Annotated in this window: 18 protein-coding genes; 3 read left to right on the top strand and 15 right to left on the bottom strand. The window is 46.7% G+C overall.

Annotated features, from left to right (window positions below; all coding sequences use genetic code 11):
- Positions 1-69: 69 nt before the first annotated feature.
- Positions 70-2,142, bottom strand: a complete 2,073-nt coding sequence (locus E7747_RS05520; protein WP_123613753.1) for a peptidylprolyl isomerase — start codon at positions 2,140-2,142, stop codon at positions 70-72.
- Positions 2,143-2,439: 297 nt separating this feature from the next.
- Between E7747_RS05520 and E7747_RS05515 the strand changes: the two genes are divergently transcribed.
- Positions 2,440-3,141, top strand: a complete 702-nt coding sequence (locus E7747_RS05515) for an SGNH/GDSL hydrolase family protein (RefSeq protein ID WP_123613754.1) — start codon at positions 2,440-2,442, stop codon at positions 3,139-3,141.
- On the opposite strand, the gene E7747_RS05510 is transcribed toward E7747_RS05515, so the two are convergent.
- The 8 genes from E7747_RS05510 to E7747_RS05475 all read right to left on the bottom strand — a co-directional run bounded on the left by E7747_RS05510 (position 3,142) and on the right by E7747_RS05475 (position 12,982).
- Positions 3,142-4,170: an alpha/beta fold hydrolase gene (locus E7747_RS05510; RefSeq protein ID WP_136414614.1), complete on the bottom strand. Its 1,029-nt coding sequence runs from the start codon at positions 4,168-4,170 to the stop codon at positions 3,142-3,144.
- Positions 4,171-4,214: 44 nt separating this feature from the next.
- Positions 4,215-4,550, bottom strand: coding sequence for a DUF4491 family protein (locus tag E7747_RS05505; RefSeq protein ID WP_123613756.1), 336 nt, complete (start codon positions 4,548-4,550; stop codon positions 4,215-4,217).
- 41 nt (positions 4,551-4,591) lie between these two features.
- The gene (locus E7747_RS05500) at positions 4,592-5,053 is read right to left on the bottom strand and encodes a hypothetical protein (RefSeq protein WP_136414612.1); all 462 of its coding nucleotides are present in this window, start codon (positions 5,051-5,053) and stop codon (positions 4,592-4,594) included.
- Positions 5,054-5,139: 86 nt separating this feature from the next.
- Positions 5,140-5,790: a hypothetical protein gene (locus E7747_RS05495; protein ID WP_136414610.1), complete on the bottom strand. Its 651-nt coding sequence runs from the start codon at positions 5,788-5,790 to the stop codon at positions 5,140-5,142.
- A 35-nt stretch (positions 5,791-5,825) separates the two neighbouring features.
- Positions 5,826-7,124 carry a DUF3078 domain-containing protein gene (locus E7747_RS05490; RefSeq protein WP_168185242.1) on the bottom strand — a complete coding sequence of 433 codons (1,299 nt, stop codon included), beginning with the start codon at positions 7,122-7,124 and terminating at the stop codon, positions 5,826-5,828.
- Positions 7,125-7,467: 343 nt separating this feature from the next.
- Positions 7,468-8,874 carry an OmpP1/FadL family transporter gene (locus E7747_RS05485; protein WP_123613760.1) on the bottom strand — a complete coding sequence of 469 codons (1,407 nt, stop codon included), beginning with the start codon at positions 8,872-8,874 and terminating at the stop codon, positions 7,468-7,470.
- A gap of 355 nt (positions 8,875-9,229) precedes the next feature.
- On the bottom strand, positions 9,230-11,317 hold the full coding sequence (yidC, locus tag E7747_RS05480) for a membrane protein insertase YidC (protein WP_136414607.1): 2,088 nt from the start codon (positions 11,315-11,317) through the stop codon (positions 9,230-9,232).
- 45 nt (positions 11,318-11,362) lie between these two features.
- Positions 11,363-12,982 carry a CTP synthase gene (locus E7747_RS05475; RefSeq protein WP_123613762.1) on the bottom strand — a complete coding sequence of 540 codons (1,620 nt, stop codon included), beginning with the start codon at positions 12,980-12,982 and terminating at the stop codon, positions 11,363-11,365.
- 129 nt (positions 12,983-13,111) lie between these two features.
- On the opposite strand from E7747_RS05475, the gene E7747_RS05470 reads away from it, so the two are divergent.
- Together E7747_RS05470 and ribF are read left to right on the top strand one after the other, a co-directional pair.
- A complete protein-coding gene (locus tag E7747_RS05470) occupies positions 13,112-13,732 on the top strand; it encodes an HAD family hydrolase (protein ID WP_136414605.1) in 621 nt (206 codons plus the stop codon).
- Positions 13,733-13,809: 77 nt separating this feature from the next.
- Positions 13,810-14,736, top strand: coding sequence for a riboflavin biosynthesis protein RibF (gene ribF, locus E7747_RS05465; protein ID WP_136414603.1), 927 nt, complete (start codon positions 13,810-13,812; stop codon positions 14,734-14,736).
- A gap of 78 nt (positions 14,737-14,814) precedes the next feature.
- Here ribF and E7747_RS05460 read toward each other — a convergent pair whose 3' ends face one another.
- The 6 genes from E7747_RS05460 to E7747_RS05435 all read right to left on the bottom strand — a co-directional run bounded on the left by E7747_RS05460 (position 14,815) and on the right by E7747_RS05435 (position 21,449).
- Positions 14,815-17,721 carry an outer membrane beta-barrel protein gene (locus tag E7747_RS05460; RefSeq protein WP_136414602.1) on the bottom strand — a complete coding sequence of 969 codons (2,907 nt, stop codon included), beginning with the start codon at positions 17,719-17,721 and terminating at the stop codon, positions 14,815-14,817.
- Between the two features lie 291 nt (positions 17,722-18,012).
- Positions 18,013-18,261, bottom strand: coding sequence for a hypothetical protein (locus E7747_RS05455; protein WP_136414600.1), 249 nt, complete (start codon positions 18,259-18,261; stop codon positions 18,013-18,015).
- 62 nt (positions 18,262-18,323) lie between these two features.
- Entirely contained in the window at positions 18,324-19,127 is an 804-nt protein-coding gene (locus tag E7747_RS05450; protein ID WP_136414598.1) for a metal ABC transporter permease, read from the bottom strand.
- A gap of 7 nt (positions 19,128-19,134) precedes the next feature.
- Positions 19,135-19,548: a phospholipase gene (locus E7747_RS05445; protein ID WP_136414596.1), complete on the bottom strand. Its 414-nt coding sequence runs from the start codon at positions 19,546-19,548 to the stop codon at positions 19,135-19,137.
- Positions 19,549-19,568: 20 nt separating this feature from the next.
- Positions 19,569-20,801: a 3-phosphoshikimate 1-carboxyvinyltransferase gene (locus E7747_RS05440; RefSeq protein ID WP_287117554.1), complete on the bottom strand. Its 1,233-nt coding sequence runs from the start codon at positions 20,799-20,801 to the stop codon at positions 19,569-19,571.
- 81 nt (positions 20,802-20,882) lie between these two features.
- Positions 20,883-21,449: a hypothetical protein gene (locus E7747_RS05435; protein ID WP_136414595.1), complete on the bottom strand. Its 567-nt coding sequence runs from the start codon at positions 21,447-21,449 to the stop codon at positions 20,883-20,885.
- Positions 21,450-21,462: the final 13 nt, after the last annotated feature.

The following is a 21,462-nucleotide window of genomic DNA, read 5'->3' as shown; positions in this document are numbered from 1 at the left end:
GACCGCCGGATTATCCATGAGTGATAATCCGGCGGTCATCTGTTATTATATCTTATCGCAATTCTACAATTACTTGTAGAAAGTATTGATATTGTTGGTCACTTTCTTGTTACCGAGAAGAATACGGTCAAGAGAATTCATCATTCGGCTTGCGCCACGCTGCTGATTGAAACGAAGTGCATTTTCTTCAAAATCATAAGGACGTCCTTCGCTATCGACATCTGTCACCTGAAGAACAATGACTGCGTTGTTTGCCTGCATAGGACCGACAAGAGCACCCTTTGCGGCATTGGCAACCTTGCCTTGAACAGCACTTTCGCTGATACCGAGTCCGGGAATCATGTACTGACCGAAGTTAACGGTAGTAGTATCGACAGACACACTCATAAGTTTGGCATAGCCGGCCACATCCTTTGCCTTGCCTTCATAGTCGGCAATAAGTTTGGCTGCTTTCTTATCGTTACGGGCCTGAGCAGCAAGAAGTGCGTGAATCTGCGCGTCACGAGCCGGGACAAAGCCTCCGTCATAGATATCGTTGACAGCTACAGCAAGGAAACGTCCTGACTGTACGTCACCGAACACGGGTGAAACCTGACCTTTCTTGGCATCCATAACCCATGCCACAGCGCCGTGTGAGTCATTAAGATTGCCGATCATAGGAGTCGAAGCGCTGACAGTCGCAGGAAAAGTGGTATAACCGGCTTCCTGTGCATTCTCGGCAAACGACTTGGAATCCTTGTTTTCATCGACATATTTACGGAGAGCAGCATCAAGTTCATTGATTGTAGCGTTTGACGGCTCAGTAGTAAATGTCACAGTTGCAACGTCATAGACAGTTTCAGGAGCTTCACGCTCGCTGACACGGAAGATGCGTCCACCTTCGGCAAGAGTGTCGGGAGTAAAATAGACACCGGTCGCACGACCTGCTATGATTTCCTTTACAGGAGCATAATTGGGATCGAGCAGGGCGACTGCCATGTCCTTCTGAGACTGGGCTACAAGAGGAGAAGCGGAAATGCTGTCGAACGACACACCTGAGTTAAGCTTGGCTACAAGTGAATCGACCTGTGCCTTAGTGCCCTGAACAGCGAGGAAATCAATCTTGGCATTGGCAACTTCCTGACCTTTACCGAAAAGCTTTACAATATTATAATCGTTACCGGTTTTGCTGACCAGTGTGGCACGGCCGACTGAGAGCGAGTCAAGAGCAGCCTTGAGACGAGCCTGTCTGTTAACATCGGCCTGAGTCAGTTTATGGCGGTCAGCCACAAATTCGGGCATATCAGAAAGTCCCTGAAGCTCCGGTGTAGCGTTGAGAGCCGAGAGAGCATCCTCGACTTTCTTCTGTCCGGCAAGCATATCGGCTTCCGAAGGAACGATATTGACTGCGATGTAGTTGACAGTGCGTGTAGGCTCTGCAAGAACGTAGCGGTTCTTATCCTTATTATAAAGAGCATTGATGTCGCTCTCGCTCACCTCGAAATCATCGTCATTGAGAGTAGAGAAATCTTTCTTGGCGTAAATTATATGTGATGTAGCGGCGTTATCGTCATAGAGAGCCTTTGCATCAAGCTCGTTGGCTACAAGCGTACCTGTGAAAAGATTCTGGAACTTCTGCTGGAGGAGCATACGTTCAACCGACTTCTCAAGGTCAATCCAGTAAGCCTGAAGCTGCTGGGCCTGAGCCTGCTGCATGCCATATTTCGTAGGGTTGAAAGCCATATCATGTGCAGTCTTCGCATCGGGCACGCCAAGCTGTTGCTGCACCATGCGGTCAACGTATTGTGAATTCTTTCCGACCATCATGTCTGTGAGTTCCTGATCTGTAACGGTAAGACCGAGATCCTTGACTTCCTGATCAAAAAGCTTCTCTGCGATCATAGCATTGAGAACCTGCTGCTGGAGCACAGCCTGATCCATGCGCTGATTCTGTGCCTGAGCCTGCTGTGAGGCATCCTGCACGCGACGCTGGAATTCCTGAATGTCGACTTTGCTGTCATCGACTTTTGCAATGGTAGTGCCGGTCCCGAAAAGCGAGCGACCGGAAGTAAAGAAGTCTCCGATGATAAAAGCCAGCAGACCGGCTCCCACGAAGATGAGCAAGAGGGCTGACTTGCTACGGATTTTTTCTAATGTTGCCATTTATGTTTAGATGATTTTTGATTTAAGAGTGATGATAAGCCACGCTGACAGCCATAATGTTTCACATCCAAAGGCTAATCTGCGCGGAATTAACGCACAAAAGTACTATAAATTCCATTTAATTCAAAATGAACGCATTGAAAAACACACCCCATACTGACAAAAATGAGTGAAAAAATACAAAAAAATGCCTATCTACGGTGTAATATTATTTTAGGTGTAATATTATTTTATATGTATGCGTTTCCATTAATATACAGCCATCAGGCTAATTTCCTATATTTAACAATCAGCACCATGCGTAAGACCCTTCTTTTACTTCTCACCATCCTCTCGACAACAACATTTTCAGTCTCCGGCATCTCACCGCGCGCAGGTGTATCAATACTCGGCGACTCCTATTCTACTTTCGAAGGACATGTCACTCCTGATACCAACTACGTATGGTATTTCAAGACTCCTAAGCCGGAATTAACAGATGTCAGCGATGTCAGTCAGACATGGTGGCAGCAACTCATACGTGACAAAAATCTCAGACTGGAAGTCAACAATTCCTTTTCCGGTGCGACGATATGCAACCGCGGATATAGGGGAGAAGACTATTCAGACCGTTCCTTTCTCACCCGCGTGAAGGCATTGGGTTCGCCCGACATAATACTTGTCTTCGGAGGGACAAATGACTCATGGGCCGGCGTTGAAGTAGGCGAATACCTTGATTCCGAAGGAAAAACCGCCGATGGGTCTGCTCCCGACCTCTATACTTTCCGTCCGGCACTCGACATTATGCTTGCTGAAATGAAAGACTACTATCCCGGGACAGATATATATTTTATAGTGAACACAAAATTGCGCCCCGAGATAACTGAATCAATCGAGACTCTGTGTCGAAAACACGACATCGAGACCATCATGCTAAAAGATATTGCCAAGAAGGCCAATCACCCTTCGGTCAAAGGTATGGAGGAAATAGCCCGTCAGGTAGGGGAGAGAATCAAATAATTACCGGCCAAAAATACCGTCAAGCCATTTCGTTATCACATCAAGAGTTTCAGGAGATACATCTTCCTGTATGGCAGCATATTCCTGAATGAGTCCTGTCTTGGCACGCTGAAACAGATGGTTATGTCCTGACATCAGTTTTGTTATAGCCCCGGGATTCTTTTCGGAGACAGTGCTGAGATTCTCAGGAAGCACCTGCACGTCAAGTTCACCGTTTAGCGCAAGCCAAGGCTTGTTAATCCCGCTTATATCAGCCGACGGATCATAGCGAAGCATTTCCCTATACCACGGAGAAAGTAGCATTTTAATCTGCGCTGCCATCTGCTGTTGAACAGCCGTCAACTTTGAAGTCTCGCCAAGATTCTGTGCCAGTGTCATATAGATAAGCGTATTAGCCTGAGCATCCGGCATATCAGACTTAGCTACATCAAGGAGCGAACGCTGAAGAGCTTCGCCGTCCCAGCGACCTGCCATCCTGACAGCCATCGCCCGGCATTGGGACATTATCACAGAATCCCCTGACCATGCAGGAGCTGCAAGCGTGACTATAAAATCGCACTTCGGATTATGAGCTGCGTTTCTTATAGCAATCGTACCACCCTCCGAATGTCCGATGACACCGACAGGAAGTTCTGAAAAGCAAGAATCAGCAAAAGAGACGACGGCAGCTATATCACGGACAAAATCATCAGTGGTAGATTCAGCAAAATTACCAGTGCTGCCCCCTATCCCTCTGTCATCCATTCGCAACACGGCATAACCGTTGGCAACTAAATGTCTGGCAATGGTTTTAAACGGCTTATGACCCATGATTTCCTCATCACGGTTCTGCTGCCCGCTCCCTGTAGCCATTACGACAACGGCTTTAGGAGTCATGCTGTCAGGGACAGAGAGCGTACCGGCAAGCTTTACTCCATCATGTCTGTTCAACACCGTTATCTCTTTGTCGGCAGCCGCAAGGGATAAGCCGGTTATCATAACCATAAGCGACGCTAACACGCCTCTTACCATTTTATTCACCATTCTCATAAATATAGTCTGATATAATCTCTAATTAAACAATCATCGGAGGATTAATCCTCCGCCGGATTACAGATTTTTTTATTCTTCTTAGCCGGATTAGCCGGAAACCATCCGCGCTGCACACGTTTTTCCTGCTCGAATATTTCTCCGATGGTCCAGAAAGACGAAAATGAAAACACTCCAAGCAATGATGACCAGAATACATCATCGACAAGAAGAGTCCCGCCTATACCTATGATACCAAGCAGCAGGAACCACCACCAGCAGCGTGTCCCGAAATAATATTCACACTTAATGGTTATGGGATGGAAAATACCTATTATAATAAATGTACATACACCTATTGTCAGACCAAGCAAATGATACTCTGAAAGAATTTCGCTCATGGAAGAATTATTATATATCGGATTGTTTATTTATGGTTTGTTCATAGCTTTTCTCCGGCAGACGTAACAGAAGGAGAGACATATCTTAATACCGAACATTCAATACGATAGGGTGTCACATTCGCCACACGAGGCTGTCGTCCTTTATGATAATAAAAAGAGTTCTGCCTGTCCCATGACGGGAATTCCACCCGTCGGGTAGCTCCCGAGGGAATATCAGCCCGCAATAACCACTCCGTTTCGTGAAGCATGCGTCCCTGCATGTCTTTATACGTCATCCTGACTTCAACGGCTGTGATTTCCCTTTCGGTCTTATTACTTATAAAAAGACTTTCTTTGCGTGAATTCAACGGTTTGTCATATCCAGATAATCTGACATCAGTCTGCGACACTGCTGTTATAGTATCAAATGCAAACTGCCGGCCGTTCCCGTTATTCCGCGTCTTCTCTACCTTTAATTTTCCACGAAGTGTCTTCTCGGCACATGCTTTATGTCCCGGCATAAATGCCGAGACTGCCAAAATTATTATCAGAAGGCGCAGAGCGGAATACACGAATAAATATCTTTTAGTTTGTAAACATCTGAATTTCACAGATAACGCGGTTCTACCGGTATAGCGGGCATCGGATAGACACGTATACAACCATTTATGTCACCGGCTTTCTTCTCACGTCTACTTATCAGACGGCTATACATATACGGCAGCAGTCTCCACCAATTAAAACTAAACGTTGTGCCATAACGGTTTATTGCCATACGGCTGTCATTATCGCTCAGTGTCAGCGTGAAAGTACGAGGGGAATACAATTTCGTCCCGTCGTCAGTCCTGCCGGTATAAATCCTTGCATCATAGACACCGCGTTTGGCCGTCGGCGAAAGATAGCCCATTACCGTGCCGGGACGCAATGACAGATCCGCCGCACGCACAATGACCATTCTGTACGTCACTGTCCCGGCATCGTCACCCGAAAGTTCACTGTCGCCCTCTCGCTCAACAGCCATCAGAGTACCTTCTGCGGCAAAACGCCACACCCCTTCAATAGCGTGCATGGGCATTGTTGAAAGACGATCGGTCACCTCTGCGGCCGTGTCGTAACCCTGAAGCGTTTCCGAAAAACGAGGCACAGTGTCAAGCACTTTCGCCTCGATTCCTTTAGGGGAAGTCGAGGCGAAAGCACCGGTTGCCATGAGCGACATGACAACCGTAAGAAGTATGGCGGATAAATGAATCTTACACATTGTGGAGAGTTATGGTTGCCGGTAAGAATCAACCCTTATATTGACGAGAATTTATATGCGAATCCGAACGAAAGAATCTCTTTAAGCTGGAATTTACGCCAATCTGCGTCATCACTGTCAGGTGTTGATGTGTCATAGCGCATATGGACATAAATCTGAGTCGACAGGAAGCGGTTGATATTGAATGAGAGCGTATTTTCCCAATCGCCATAAGCATAGTCATAGTCTGTAAAGACAAACACACGCGAACGAAGGCTGATATTGTCCCGGATAACCCACAAAAGTTTGGCTTCTGCGTTAGAACCATACTGGCTCACAGACTTACGACCTTCCTTTATGCCATATGAGGTTTCGTCCATGCGATGATTGACACAGGTCTTCATATTCCAAGAGAACGGTGAAATCGAAGCATCGAGTGTGAATGTCTTTTTAGGATTTGCATAATTATAGGTCATACCGACACCGACATTTAGCTCTCCGGGAGAAAGGAAGGCGCCTTTCAGGTCACGGGTATTGGCCTTATAGTTGTGCAGGAACTGAGTCTTGAACGAGACATTCGTTGAATAATACCAGTATTTCGAAGCTTTGTAACCGGCGAGCAAGTTAAACTGGAAAAGATCCTCGGAAATCGAATAATTTCTAAGCGAATCGTTAGGAGCGTCATTCATACCGAGCTTATACTGGAAAGTAGTCTCGAAAAGCAGTTTTTTATGGAAAGCCGGATTAAGCTTTACATTATAGAACAGATTGACAAGTACATTTATATTATTGTTACCACCCTGATACCAGTTTGGCGAAACAAAAGCCTGCGAGAACTGGACAGAACTGTTGAATGTACGCAGCCAGTATCTGCGTCCGAACGTCGCCTCCATCTGTTTCTTAGGAGCTTCTTTAACGGGCAGTTCGGCTATGACTATCTTGGCTGTATTAGGATCGACCGTCGCCTCGAACTTCTTGGGTGGTTCAGGCAATGATGCCTCGTCGAAACGCACATCGGCCGGAAGATTCACTATAAACGACTGCTTTGCGCGACGGATAAGATTGTTGTGATAGAAATCTGTCGCAAGCCAGCCATAGACCGGATCAGTCAAGGCCACATCTCCTCCGGCATCGGCAATGCGGATAGTGTCAAGCAGCTGATACGAATCAAACACCACCGGGCGGAAATAATATGACGGAAGGGGAGTGGTCGGCACATACATCGTGTTAAGAAGACTGTCAATAGGGAGCGGACCAAATCTCAGAGAGTCCGCAGCCAATGAATCAGCCGGTAATGCGGACATAACAGGCATCTTACCGTCAGCCGGAGACAGCAATTCAAGCGAGTCGGTCATGAGATCAGCCGGAAACTGGTAATTGTAGATTTCAGAACGTGTAAAAGGAGCTCCAAAAACAGAAGCCGTCTGTCCAAACCCTGAGACAAGGCCTAAGACAGTTAAAAATAATCCGGATAGAAATGTCCTAAACATGATGATTGGTAAGTCCTTGAATAAATTGAAAACTCTTGACCCTCGTCAGGGTCTGATTACCCGATTTGTTATAATGTGCAAATTTACACAAAAAATTCCTTAACTACAAAAAATGTAAAAATAATGACAGCTTCCTTTCATAGGATATGTAATCCATGAATGGAAGCTGTCAGTTATGTCTTAGGAGTAGCTAAAAATCCTTCTGAATTCAGAAGCTGTAGCTGATGCCTATCGAGGGGATGAAAGCATGGAGCTTATAGTCAGCTGTAAACGTTCCTGTAGGTCTGAATCCCATACCCTCAATCACAGACGAGGGAACTCCGGCATTTGTAAGTTTATTGATCATCGTAGATCCAAGAAGGTCCGTATATTCACAGGAGGCATTATCTACACCGAGACCGGCCACATACATGAATGCAAGATCTATTGACAGTGACGGGATTGGACGGAACGAAAGGCCGACAGTCGGTTCGATTTTAGTCATTCCCGGTGTCTCGGGATTGTAGTATTTGTCGTTGACAGGCGAAGTATCGACCATAAGTCCGAGACGGGCATCAAAACGGTCGGTCACAGCATACTGTCCGCCGAGTGAATAACACCATGAATTCTTATACTTCTTGGCTATATTCTGGTTATAAGGGGTAAGTTGCTCGGCAAGGAACTCTATGTCAAGACGTTTGTAGGCATGCCAGCCTGTAAGACGGGCATCAAAAGCGAGAGTGAGACGGTCGACAGGCTTATATGACACACCAAGTCCCATAACCCAAGGGCAAGGCATCTCGGCCTTAAAATTAGCCTCATTTATCAGATCAAGGCTCTCGCCAAGTATGCCCTGAGCCAAGGCATTGGCATATCTGACATGCGCATCACCGGCTTTGACCTTCATTTTCATCTGAGAGCGATATGAAGCGCCGACGGTGAGATTTTCAGTAATATTATACATAGCGCCGACATTGAAACCGACAACCATATCAGCCTTTCCGTTAAGATTGACTGATGCAGGAGTTGTCGAGCCAAACGCAGGGGTCTCTTCCGGAAGCTGACCGAGAGTCTTGAGTGCTGCGATAGCCTTGTCAGTCGTCTCGGAGGTAACAAGTCCTTTGTTAAGGTCCACTGTACCCCATGAGATCATAGCTCCCGCACCGATTGAAAACTTCGGTGTAATCGCCCATGCAAGAGTAGGCTGTATGGTGAACACTTTAAGATTGACATTCTGGTTAAGCACCGCACCGGGCCAGTTGTCAGTCCAGTTGATTGATGATCCATAAGGCGTATAGAACGAGATGCCGCCCTTGAGATTATCATATATTGAAAACGCCGCATGTACGCCGATAGGAGTGGAGACCCCATTGTCGGTAGTATAGTCCACACCATCGACTGTTGCTGTACAGGTAGGCATTATGCCGGTAACTGAACCTGATAAATCAAGAGTCTTGTCCATATAGGCCATACCTGCCGGATTGAAAAACATGCTTTCAGCTCCAAGCTTGAGTGCAATACCCGTATGACCCATCCCGATCTGTTTCGCTGATAATGAATTGATCTGGTAACCTTCAGCTTTTGCTGTTCCACATACGGAGGCTACAGCCAAAGCTGCGACAATAAATTTCTTCATATATAGAAAGTTAATGATTGGCGGCAAGAATAGCTACATCAACATAAGATTCTTGCCTATAAACTATTAAAATTGACCGCAAAGGTAGACTTAACCCATGAGATACCCAAGTAAATACACACTTTTTAACAGAAAAATTTTACTAAAACTCTGTTTTTTTGGTCAAAATATAACACACATCAGGATTTGCAAACGAACCTTATATCAGCCCATCAATTTGATTTACAGCATACTAAACAAACACACAATAGACTATCCAACAACTATCCTGTTTTATTGATAAAAATATCAAGGTCCGAAACTCGCATTAAATTCATACGAGTTTCGGACCTTGAATATGTCTGTAACAATTTTATTATCTGCGTCCCTGACGCTTCTGCTGCTCGCGGAGCATCTGCTGCTGCTTGCGCTGAGCCTCTTCAAGACGAGCCATGAAACCTGACTTCTTTTTAGGCTTTCTGGCAGCTTCAGCCATCTTGGCACGCATCTTCTCTTCTGACACGACCTTACGGAAAATGTAAGTCTGGACTATAGTGATGAGCAGTGAAAGGAAATAGTAGTAGCTCAGACCTGCCGCATAATTGTTAAAGATAAACAGGAACATCACAGGCATGAGATACATCATCCATTTCATACCCGGCATTCCGGCCGAATTCTGAGTCTGCATCGTCACTCTTGTATAGATGATATTGGTGACTGTCATCAGGAGACAGAAGAGACTGACGTGATTTCCGAAAGTGCTTGATATGAAAGGAATATTCCCTGTCCATGATATGATTGCATCAGGAGCCGAAAGGTCTTTCGCCCACAGGAAGGACTCGCCGCGGAGCTCGATTGCCGACGGGAAGAACCAGAACATAGCCACAAGTATAGGCATCTGCAACAGCATTGGCAGACAGCCCGAAAGCGGATTTGCCCCTGCACGTGAATAAAGTGCCATCGTTTCCTGCTGACGCTTCATCGCGTTCTCATTGCCGGGATACTTATCGTTTATAGCCTTGATTTCGGGTGCAAGCAGACGCATGCGGGCCTGCGACATCATGCTCTTGTAAGTGAAGGGGAAAAGTATCAGCTTTATAAAAATGGTGAGAAGCAGAATTATAATACCATAATTAGAGATAAACGAACCGAGAGTGGTGAACACCGGTATTATAATCAAGGTGTTTATCCAGCGGAACAACGGCCATCCAAGAGGAATTATCTTCGTAAGGTGCATGTTTTCATCAGGGAATATTTCCTTTTCAAGAGAACTCATGACAGGGTAGGAGTTCGGACCGAGATACATGACAAACGATGCCGGATTGGCAACTGAAGCGGAGTATTCAACCGACATGTCGGCCTGCATTTCCTTGATAAAGTCAGGATTATCTTTCAGCTCAACGCTTGAAAGTTCTCCACCGTTGAAATTTGTACGGGCCATAAGCACCGCCGAGAAGAACTGGTTCTTGCAGCTGACCCATTTGAGTCGCTGATTGATTTCCTCCTTGTCATCGCCACTTTCGCTGAGATTATCGACATCTCCGTCAATGAACATGTAGTACAAAGCTGAATTACGTTCCTCAAACACACGTCCGGCCTCATTGCGACGCATCTTCTGATGCCATGTAAAGTCCATCGAAGCAACCGAAGAGGGGATAATGGACTGCATTCCCTGCTGCACGATGTCAATGTCGACAAGATAGCTGTCCTCAGGAAGCGTGTACTTTATACCCCAGACAGCTCCGTCACCAAGGTCGAGTTTCATCAACACGGATGAATCGCTCAGCTGTACGGGGGTAAAATAGAATTCGCGTGTCTCAAAGCGCTGGGTTGCAGATGTTAGCGTAAAGCTATACGTATCAGTCTCAGGAGAGAGCAGTTTGACCTTTGTTGAATCATAGCTTTCATAGTTCTTGAGTGTGGCACACGATATGACACCGCCCTTGTTCGAAAGTTCAAGACTCAGAAGCTTGTTTTCAAGCTTGACTGTTGTACTGTCACCTGAAATATGACGGGCAAATCCGCGATAACGGGCAACCGTAGCAAGCGCGTTACGGAGATTTTTGGTTGCAGGAACGCCTACTGTCACAGGAAGCGAGGCGGAGTTACCGATAATATCGGCAACCGGGACAACACGTCCGTCGGCATCGACCGTACCCTGAAGGTCTCCATCAGCACTGAGACGGAGGTCTACTTTATCTACACGCAGGGTAGAGACACCTGTAAGCGAATCAGTCACGCCGAGTTCACGGACAGTGCTCTTGATTGTAGCTATTTCAGCCGGAGTTATTGAATCGAATTTCAAGGCACCGCTATCGGTGGCCTTTTCAGCCTCCTGAGCCTGCATCTGCTCACGCTCTATGCGCTGTCGCTCAAGCTCCTCGGCCGACGGGCGGTTGATGTAGGTGAAACCAAAGATGATTAGGCCCATCAATAAGAGCCCGATGATTGAGTTTCTGTCCATGAGTCGGATTTACGGGATAGAAAATTGGGGTTTTATTTCTTCATTTTAATTATTTTCACGCTCCTCCTTGTAGGCTATGGCTGCCTTGATGAAGTCCATGAATAGGGGAGAAGGCGAAAGGACTGTCGATGAGTACTCAGGATGATACTGAGTGCCTATGAACCATCTGTGGTCGGGAAGCTCCACGACTTCGACAAGATGCGTTGCAGGATTCTCGCCGACACACTTCATGCCTGCGGCCTCGAAGCGCTCACGATAGTCATTGTTGAACTCGAAACGATGACGGTGACGCTCTTTCACATGAGTAGAGCCATAGGCTTCGGCTGCACGCGAACCGGGTAAAAGTTCGCAGTCATACGCTCCCAGACGCATTGTGCCACCCATATTGGATATGGATTTCTGCTCTTCCATTAGGTCGATGACATTGTCGGGAGTATGAGGCTGCATCTCGGTCGAATTGGCCTGTGGAAGCCCGAGGACATCACGTGCAAACTCGATTACCATACACTGCATGCCAAGACAGATGCCGAATGTGGGTACATCATGCTCGCGACACCATTTAAGCGCGACAAACTTACCTTCAATGCCTCGCTGTCCGAATCCCGGAGCTATGATGACTCCGTCAAGATCGCGCAACTGTGAGTCAACATTGTCGGGAGTGACACGCTCTGAATGGATATACACAAGGTCGAGCTGACGGTCCGAGTATGTGGCGCATTGGAACAATGCTTCGGAAATCGACTTATAGGCATCCTGAAGCTCTACGTATTTACCGACGAGACCGATACGCACTTTCTTATCGGCTGTACGCATTTTTGTCAGGAATTCTTTCCACGGTGCCATATCCGGCTGCCCTGCCGGATTCATGTCCAGCTTACGCATCACAATTTCATCAAGATGCTGTTCGTGCATAAGAATGGGCACATCGTAGATACTTTTCGCGTCAACGCTCTGTATAACAGCATCGGGAGCGACATTACAGAACTGTGCGATTTTCTTTCGCATAGACTGCGGTATGTCATGCTCTGTACGCAACACAAGTACATCCGGCTGGATGCCAAGCTGCTGTAGCTGCTTTACAGAGTGTTGGGTAGGCTTTGTCTTAAGTTCTTTAGCGGCAGCTATATAAGGGACGTAGGTAAGATGTACGCAAATACAGTTGCCTTCGAGTTCCCAGCGCAACTGACGCACAGCCTCAAGGAATGGAAGCGACTCGATATCACCGACAACACCACCGATTTCAGTGATGACGAAATCAAAGTTCCCTGTCTTGCCGAGAGCCATCACATTACGTTTGATTTCATCTGTGATGTGTGGAATAATCTGGACTGTCTTGCCGAGATAGTCGCCGCGACGCTCCTTCTCAATGACACTTTTATATATCCGTCCCGTCGTAACATTATTGGCCCTTGTGGTCTGGATATTTGTAAAACGCTCGTAATGTCCGAGATCAAGATCAGCCTCGTGTCCGTCAACTGTCACATAGCATTCGCCATGCTCATAGGGATTGAGAGTTCCGGGGTCGATGTTGATATAGGGGTCAAATTTCTGTATGGTGACCCTGAAACCGCGTGCCTTTAAAAGACATGCCAACGAAGAAGAGATGATTCCCTTGCCGAGTGACGACACTACGCCACCTGTGACAAAAATGTACTTAGTTTCCACGCTTTATGATGTGATAGAGATACTTCAATTACGTGTCGATGATAATTAAGGCGCAAATTTACAAAAAAATCGGGGATATTTTCTTAAATTTGCCTTCACTTAACAGAATTTATTGACATATAAGGCAAAATGATAAAAAATCTGCTTTTCGACCTCGGAGGAGTCATCATGGATCTCGACCGCGACCGCTGTGTCAGAGCCTTCGAGCGACTTGGAATGAAAGATGCCGACGATTTTCTCGGCGTGTATGGCCAGAAGGGTGCTTTTCTTGCCCTCGAATCAGGAAAAATCGATGCCGATGAGTTTCACCGGCAGGTACGTCCGATGATTGACCGACCCAAGGTCAGCGACGAGGAAATAGACAATGCCTTCAATGAATTTCTCGTCGGCATCCCTGTCGCACGTCTTGAAGCGCTCCGCGCTCTGCGCAAGGATTATAAGATATATCTGCTGTCAAACACAAATCCCATAATGATCAACAGCCGCATCGCTGAAGAATTCCGCAAGGAGGGATTTGAAATGGCCGATTACTTCGACGGAATATTCACCTCATACGAAGCAGGATGCTGCAAGCCCGGCAAGGAAATTTTCGACTACACCGAGCGAGAAGGCCATATCAAGCCTGATGAAACACTATTTTTCGATGATTCACAGGCGAATGTCGATGCCGCCCGCTCCTATGGATTCAATGCCGTACTCGTGAAGCCGGGTGACGAATTCAAAAATCTCCTCGATGAGTTTTTGAATTGACGACAGAACACCTCGATGTCCGGAGGCGTTAATCAAACAGAGACTCTCAATCAGACCTCTCCATCAATCAAGCAATCATGAAAATTATAACCAAAAGCGACACTTCGCGCCGACGGATAGCAGCCGTAGGTATGTATGACGGAGTCCATACGGGACACAAATTTCTGATTGACTACCTGCGTCTTGAAGCGGATAGCCGGAAGCTAACGCCTGCTGTCATCACTTTCTCACGACATCCACTCTCCGTCGTCAGACCTCTCGAGACACCCGGATTGCTGACATCGCTTGAGGACCGTCTGCTCCGTCTCGGAAACGCCGGAGTCGAGGATATCGTAATCCTCACCTTCAATGACCGTCTGCGCTACAAGAGCGCCCGCGAATTTCTAAATATGCTCCATAAGTCATTTGGTATCGATACACTCGTGTTAGGATTCAATAACCGTTTCGGACACGACCGTCCGAAGACACTTGAAGAATATCGCGCCATCGGTAAAGAAGTGGGAGTGGAGGTAATACCTGCGCCGGAATACAGAGGTGCAGCCTCCCCTGTCAGTTCTTCGGTCATACGCCATCATCTACTCACAGGCAATCCTGAAAAAGCGGCTGAAGCACTTGGCTATCCCTACGGACTGCGTGGAATCGTGACCTCAGGGCAGAAACTCGGACGGACAATCGGATTTCCGACAGCCAATCTTAATGTCGGTGACAAAAATATTCTTATTCCAAAACCCGGGGTGTATGCAGCCTATGTCATTACTCCTGACGGAAAACGCCGTCAGGCAATGGTCAACATTGGCTTCCGGCCTACAGTCTCGGAAACAGAAGGACAAGGTGAAATATCCATTGAAGCACATATATTTGACTACACCGGCTATCTTTATGATGAAGAAGTGACTGTTGAATTAATCAGCTTCCTGCGCCCGGAAAAGCACTTCTCATCAACCGAAAAGCTACGTGAACAGCTTGAACGCGATACCCAGAGCGCAAAAAAGGCACTGTCATAGAGATTGTATAAGTATAAAAATCAGGAGTTTCAGAAATTCATTATTTCTGAAACTCCTGATTTTTTCGGTCAACCCGGATTATCGTTTTTTGGGTTGCTTATTGATACGATACTGGACAGAGAATAGAATGTAGCGCGGAAGCGCATTGGTGTAAGAGACCGTGCGGCCCTGCGCATTGACAGCATAATTGACATTCGATAGCTGGCGAAGCATGTCGAAACCGTCGACCATAAACACCCATCTGCCACCCTTGGGGGTATAGGTCATACGTAAATTCCAGATAGCATCTGTCGTATCCAGTACCCTGACACCGTAACCGCTGCGCGTGTAGAGCATGAAATCAGTATTTATACCGAACCCTCCGGGCAGGATAAACTGGCCTATAATTCCATAGTTGTAGTGGTTGGCGTTGATAGTGTTGAAATCTTCGCGCGACGAAGTAGTGTGGCGGTTGGTATATTTCCCGCCAAACTGCAAACTCTGCTTGCCGATCTGCCATCCGAACTTAAGCCCCTGAGTCAGTGCTCTCGTAGAAACCTTTGACTCCTCGGGTGCCTCAAGATTGACACCTATCATATCGGCAGAGTTAATGATCTGTCCGTCTGTCGATGAGCTCAGCATAAACTCCTGTTTCGCACCGAACTGAAGATTGAAGTTATTGCGTGCGGAAAACACATTGTTTCCGTCGACATTATATGTGCGGTTACGGCGTACACCTGTCGATGTGTCATAAGTATAGCCGCGCACAAGAGCACGCGAGGTCAGTTCATACCCAAGCAGCAATGTATTGTTGACAGGATGGTCGTGAGCTTTATAGTTCCATGTCAGTGTCTGATTATGGACATAGGCGTTTTTCAGATCCGGATTGCCGAGAGATATGTTAAGAGGATCGGAATCATTCACGATGTCAATCAGATGGACAAGATCAGGAGTCTTAGTATCAAGCCTGTATTCATAGATGAACTGATGACGGTAAAAAGACCGACGGTCTTTACCCGGTTTTCTATCCATAGAGAAATCGATCCTTGCTGAATAGCGTCCCACCGCGTATAGCATCGAGCTTCTGCTGACCAGATACGAACGGTTTGCACGCCAGTAGTCGAAATGTTGATGCAGCAGTGATATGGTAGGATTCACACAAACCAACAGCGTGTTTTCGCGTAACGGTCTGCGAAACACCAGCTCCGGGCTAAAATCATGCTTGTTTTCAATAAGGCGGGAAGTATAGCTGTTATCAGGATCAAACGAGTCGAGATATCCCCCCGGCAGAGTACCGTAGATTCCCATGTCAGTCAACTGGTCAAGAGCATACATGTATGAGTCACGGTCTCGGTTCAGGAAGCGGTAGCTGTAAGTAAAGCCAAGATTCACCTTGCTTACGAATGTCCTGTATTCTGCCGTAGCGTCAAGCGTAAACGTCTGGTTAGGTGAATTGTCGAAATACTGACGGCGTGTGACAGCCGGATTCGGATCTTCCCCATAGTTGATGTTGTAGTCCCGCCAGCGCTCCTCTTTTTCATCCTTGTATTTCACACCGACCTGAAAACGCAGGCGGTCATCGGTCTGTGGAATTTTATATTCGAACGTGGGATAGAATTGCACCTCGCTCTCATGCCGGCTGCCATCACTTCGGGTTATTGAACGGTTGATCACAGCGTCAAGTCTTTCTGGAGAGCCGTCGCTATATAGTGCTTCAAGTGCTTTATAGGTAAGGTCGGTCTGCTCTTTGTCAAAAGTGGCTGAAATCGACGACGAATTGTTTTCACGCTTTATGTAGCGTCCGAGAAGCATTCCCCCATAATAGAATTTTTCAGTGAAACTGTTATAATAATTTCGGGTTTCAACTTTCAACTGACAGTTTTTGCCACGGCTGAACGAATTGTCAAACGTATTGCCTCCGCTAAGGAAATTTGTGCGTGCGAGAGTAGTGCGGTTGTCTGTGGAATTTTCCTCCACGTTTACATATCCGTTGAAGCTGCGCGTCTGCTCAGGATTCTCATAATCATAGTTAAATGCGCCCATTTTATATTCCCGTGTGCCGGATGGCATCATTTCAGGTGTCCATGTGTCACTCTTTCCCGGCTTTCGGTTATCATTCAGGTTGTTTATATTTCCTATAAGAGTCAGCTTGGTAGTAGGGAAGAACCATGAGGCAAACAGACGTCCCATGTAGCGGTCTTCAGTTCCATATCCACCCTGCGCATTGAGTATGAGACCGATATTGTATTCTTTTTTAAGCTTGACATCCATTGTCAGATGCTTCTCTGCATCCGGATCGCCACGCCACTTCTCAAGTTTTGTCTGCCCTTCGTAGACCTCTATATTCTTGACGGTATATGCACCTATATTTTCAAGCATGAGCTGATTGTTGCCATCGAGAAACTCCTTACCGTTGAGCAACAGTGACTCTACATACTGTCCGTTAACCTTAATCTGTCCGTTGTCATTGAGTTCCACGCCCGGAAGCTGTGCTATCAGCGCATCGAGCATAGAACCTTCGGCAAGCTGGAAGGCATCCGCATTAAATACCAAAGTGTCACCCTTGTTGTAGAATTTAATTTTGGAGGCGGTCACCGTCACTTCGCCAAGCTTACGAGGCTCGCGCTTGAGATAGATTGGTGGAAGAGAGCGGGAAGTTTCTCTCTTGCCTATTTTCTCCACACGATAACTTATCGTTTCAGTCATATATCCGGGACAAACAACATCAAACACATAAGTCGAATCCACACGAGGCACGGCAAATCCGAAATAAGCCATAGCTATTACCTCGCCGCCCGTAAATCTTGACCCTCTGTCTGCCTTAATAGAATCCCTTAAATTTCCCATAGAATCATACAAAAGGACATGTGAATCTGTCAGGTCTGCCTTCGTTATGGCATCTCTGACTCGGCCTGAAAGATATAATAAATCGTCTTTTGCTGAAAGCGACATGGTCACCGATGAAAAAAATAGCACGAGCAAAAGCCTCCCGATCAATTGTTTCATGGAAATAGACTTATAGATAAACTAAACCTGATTTAAAGTCTTGTTGAGACAGACAAAATGACAATTTGCCTTAAATATTACTTTTAGTTCGCAAATATACTATATAGGTTATATATTTCCAAATTAATCCTTAAAATTATTAATCAAAGAATAAAACTATATTTTAAATAAACGAATAAATATAATAAACATACATTCATCATTTCCCCGGACATATACAAAAATCACAGGACTACCGAAAATCCGGAAGCCCTGTGACATGGTTATGAAGAGGATTGCAAAATAGCCTTTTTACCTTAAATATGGTGGTGGAGGTGGTGGTGGACCGCCCGGACCTAAAAATCCCGGCCCACCGACAGGGCCACCGATATGTATAGGAGGAGTTGACACGCCGATATCAACACCGAAACCTCCGGGTTGAGTAAAATTCCAATCCGTATCCGTGCCTAACCACATACCGACACAGCCGCTAAGCGCTCCTGCCAATATGCCTCCAGCTCCTAAAGCGAGCATGATACAGAATTTGTGTGCGTTTTTCATAACAGAGAAGTGTTTTATAATTTCTTATAAAACATCTCGCAGCAAAAAAAGTTAGCAGCCGGTCAGTTGAATCTCAACAGAGCATAGACACGTGTCACAACATAGACAGCGGTCATTGTCAGGACTATGAGTGCTGAACAAGGCACATCAATTACAGTCCCGAGCAACAAGCCTGAAATACAACAGACAACCGATATTACAATCGAAAGAAGCATCATCGACTTGAATCTGTGACAGAAAGTCTCTGAAATCATCTGTGGCAGGGCAAGCATCGACATGAGGAGCATCACACCGACAAGACGTATGGTCAGAACAATGCACACAGCCACAAAAACAGTCATCGCTGTAGTGATAAAAGTGACAGGCAGGTGACGGACTCTGGCAAAATCCGGGTCAAAGGTACATACGACAATCTTGCGGAAGAAACAAGCAAAGAATATGAGCAGAAGAGCCGTATAAATTCCAAAAGACCACAAATCGCCACTCGTGATAGTCAGGACATTACCGAAAAGAAAAGCATTAAGTTCAGGCACATAACCCGGTGTCAGGAATATGAACAGTGTACCCAAAGCCATGCCGAGAGCCCACACGACAGCTATAGCCGAATCTTCGCGGACACGATGACGCTTAGACATCCACTGTACACCAAGCGATGAAGCCACTGCAAACACTCCGGCCATGACCACAGGGTTACAGCCAATAAAATAACCTAATCCAAGTCCTCCGAAACAGGCATGGGTCACACCTCCAGAAATCGACACAAGACGTCGCGTGACTATATATGTGCCTATAACAGCCGATGCCACACTCAGTAACAGAATACCGACAAGGGCATTACGAAAGAAGTCATAGCCGAATATTTCCACTTATCAATCAAGCTTTTAAATTATTATTTTTCACAACGTCGTCAACCATGAGCAGCCACTCGTCCCGCAAAGAAGAGGGCAGAGCCACGTTGCGCTGAGTGAGCGACACTCCCCACGGATAGATGTCGGCAGGAAGCAATGTGTAGAGCACTTCACGAAATTCCTCTTCCTCTTCATCGGAATATTCGTCGGGCTGACGGCCTGCGAAACGATCAAGTTCCTCATCGTCATAATAAACCGGTGTGCCGTCTGCCGAAAGACCTTTCTCGCACACGGCATGAAGTCCGCAACATTCCTCCGGCCCAGCGGAAGATTCATTTATGCCCTCACTGCTTCCATCATCCTTGTCGGGACGATGTGTGAGATACAGTATCAGCCCTGTGACTAATGTCACGGCAAGTATAATCAGAGTGCCTGTCATTGGAATAAAGCAGATTTTATTTATTCTTCCACAGGATCGGGGAGCGGTGCGTCACCGTCAAGAAGCGTAAATCCGGCTTCACGGAGTGCATCCCAGAATCCGGGATAAGATTTAGCGACAACCTCGACATCCTTGATGATTATTCCGGGCAGGAAGAGCGAAACAGGAGCGAGACACATAGCCATGCGATGGTCATCGTATGTATCAAACACGGGCAGAGCGTCAATCGGACGGCGCTGTCCTTCCCATGACACCACATCGTTCCCCTCAGGCTGAATGAAAACCCCGATTTTAGCCAGTTCGGTTTTCAATGCACTGACGCGGTCTGTCTCCTTTATGGCAAGTGTTGAAAGTCCTGTGAAATGAAACGGGATTCCGAGCATGACACATGTCACGATGACATATTGTGCAAGATCAGGAGTATCAGAGAAATCGACACGGAGTCTGGCATCCTGATCAGGAGATGGTATAAGGTCTGAGCCACCTTCCTCACCTTCCCATTGAGTGTCGACTCCGAGACGTGCAAATATGTCGGCAAGCTTTCGGTCACCCTGACAGGATTCGCACGAAAGATTATCTATCGTCACAGCCCCCGACGACAGAGCCTCTATTTCATACCATGCAGCTGCAGCGCTCCAGTCACCTTCAATAATGAAATCAAACGGACGGTATGACTGAGGGCGGACAGTGACAACTCCGTCAAAAAATTCGCTTTCAACTCCAGCATCTTCCATCATCTTGAGCGTCATGAGGATATATGGACGCGAAACGGTCTCGCCGGTAAAAGTAAGTTTCAAGCCTTCTGTCATTGTGGGCGCTACCATCAGCAACGCGGATATATACTGCGAGCTTACCGACGAATCGAGCGTCAGATCACCACCCTTCAGCCTGCGTCCGCGGATACGAAGAGGGGGGAAGCCTTCTTCGCCCGCATAGTCAATGTCGGCACCAAGAGCGCGGAGCGCTTCGACAAGCACCTTAATCGGACGGTGGCGCATACGTTCGCTACCGTCAAGGACTAAATCAACACCTTCCTTCGCAGCAAAATAAGCCGTAAGAAAACGCATTGTAGTCCCCGCTGCGCCTATATTTATCACGTCAGCGTCAAGCGAGTCCAAAGCCTCGCGCATGGCATCCGTATCGTCACATTCAGCCACTTTTTCAAGCTTTGCAGCTCCGGGAGTAAGAGCGTTGATTATCAAGGCTCGGTTACTCATGCTTTTTGAAAGCGGAAGACTGAGTCTGGTTTCCAAGAAACCGTCGGGAGGTAATATTCTATAATCCAATGGAAAAATCTTTTTTAGATAATGTATTAGTTATATCTGTGGCCTGTGTCATTGCACAGGAGTAAAGGAAACCAGTATATTGTTTGAGGCACCACGCCAAGGGAGAGTGCCGTAATAACGTTTGAAAGTCAGTTTGACCGGCGTACCGCTACCCTGATATTGCTGCAGTCGGCGTGCAAGATTGTCATCGGGAATGCTGAAATATACGTCACGGGAATAGACACGCTGTGTATCGGCAAGTTGCGATTCGCTAACCATCTCTCCTTCAAACGTATGGAATATAATGCCTCTTTTCTCCACAAGCGTGACAAAACCGGTCGTCTGTGATTCGGTCACATAAGGGACGAAATATCTTATCCATACCGTCAGCCCCAACGCGCATATGACTATGATGAAAAACCATATCAATATGCGTCTGCCACGGCGGCGCGGCTTCACCGACATCGATTCGTAATCATGGCCGGCATTTTCCCCGAAGTCAAAAGCCGGCGACCGTGAATCGGTTGAATCATCCATTACGTTCCGGCCGGACGTGTCAGGACTTCCGCCGTCGCTTCCGTTATCTTTTGAAAAGTCATGCAGGAAATAATCCTTGTCGCTATCGTTAAATTTCATTCCTAATCTTCAA

The sequence above is a fragment of the Duncaniella dubosii genome, assembly GCF_004803915.1.
In the GTDB taxonomy this organism is placed as follows: Bacteria; Bacteroidota; Bacteroidia; order Bacteroidales; family Muribaculaceae; genus Duncaniella; species Duncaniella dubosii.
The sequence above is the reverse complement of the archived record's forward strand: the minus strand, read 5'-3'. Positions and strand labels throughout refer to the sequence as shown.

Coding starts and splice junctions, on each gene's coding strand:
- E7747_RS05435 (WP_136414595.1), bottom strand. CDS start 21,449: ATGAAATTTAACGATAGCGACAAGGATTATTTCCTGCATGACTTTTCA.
- E7747_RS05515 (WP_123613754.1), top strand. CDS start 2,440: ATGCGTAAGACCCTTCTTTTACTTCTCACCATCCTCTCGACAACAACA.
- E7747_RS05510 (WP_136414614.1), bottom strand. CDS start 4,170: ATGAGAATGGTGAATAAAATGGTAAGAGGCGTGTTAGCGTCGCTTATG.
- E7747_RS05505 (WP_123613756.1), bottom strand. CDS start 4,550: ATGAGCGAAATTCTTTCAGAGTATCATTTGCTTGGTCTGACAATAGGT.
- E7747_RS05460 (WP_136414602.1), bottom strand. CDS start 17,721: ATGAAACAATTGATCGGGAGGCTTTTGCTCGTGCTATTTTTTTCATCG.
- E7747_RS05490 (WP_168185242.1), bottom strand. CDS start 7,124: ATGACCGACTCGCTTGAATTGCTGTCTCCGGCTGACGGTAAGATGCCT.
- E7747_RS05495 (WP_136414610.1), bottom strand. CDS start 5,790: ATGTGTAAGATTCATTTATCCGCCATACTTCTTACGGTTGTCATGTCG.
- E7747_RS05500 (WP_136414612.1), bottom strand. CDS start 5,053: ATGCCGGGACATAAAGCATGTGCCGAGAAGACACTTCGTGGAAAATTA.
- E7747_RS05520 (WP_123613753.1), bottom strand. CDS start 2,142: ATGGCAACATTAGAAAAAATCCGTAGCAAGTCAGCCCTCTTGCTCATC.
- E7747_RS05455 (WP_136414600.1), bottom strand. CDS start 18,261: ATGAAAAACGCACACAAATTCTGTATCATGCTCGCTTTAGGAGCTGGA.
- ribF (WP_136414603.1), top strand. CDS start 13,810: ATGAAAATTATAACCAAAAGCGACACTTCGCGCCGACGGATAGCAGCC.
- E7747_RS05445 (WP_136414596.1), bottom strand. CDS start 19,548: ATGACAGGCACTCTGATTATACTTGCCGTGACATTAGTCACAGGGCTG.
- E7747_RS05470 (WP_136414605.1), top strand. CDS start 13,112: ATGATAAAAAATCTGCTTTTCGACCTCGGAGGAGTCATCATGGATCTC.
- yidC (WP_136414607.1), bottom strand. CDS start 11,317: ATGGACAGAAACTCAATCATCGGGCTCTTATTGATGGGCCTAATCATC.
- E7747_RS05485 (WP_123613760.1), bottom strand. CDS start 8,874: ATGAAGAAATTTATTGTCGCAGCTTTGGCTGTAGCCTCCGTATGTGGA.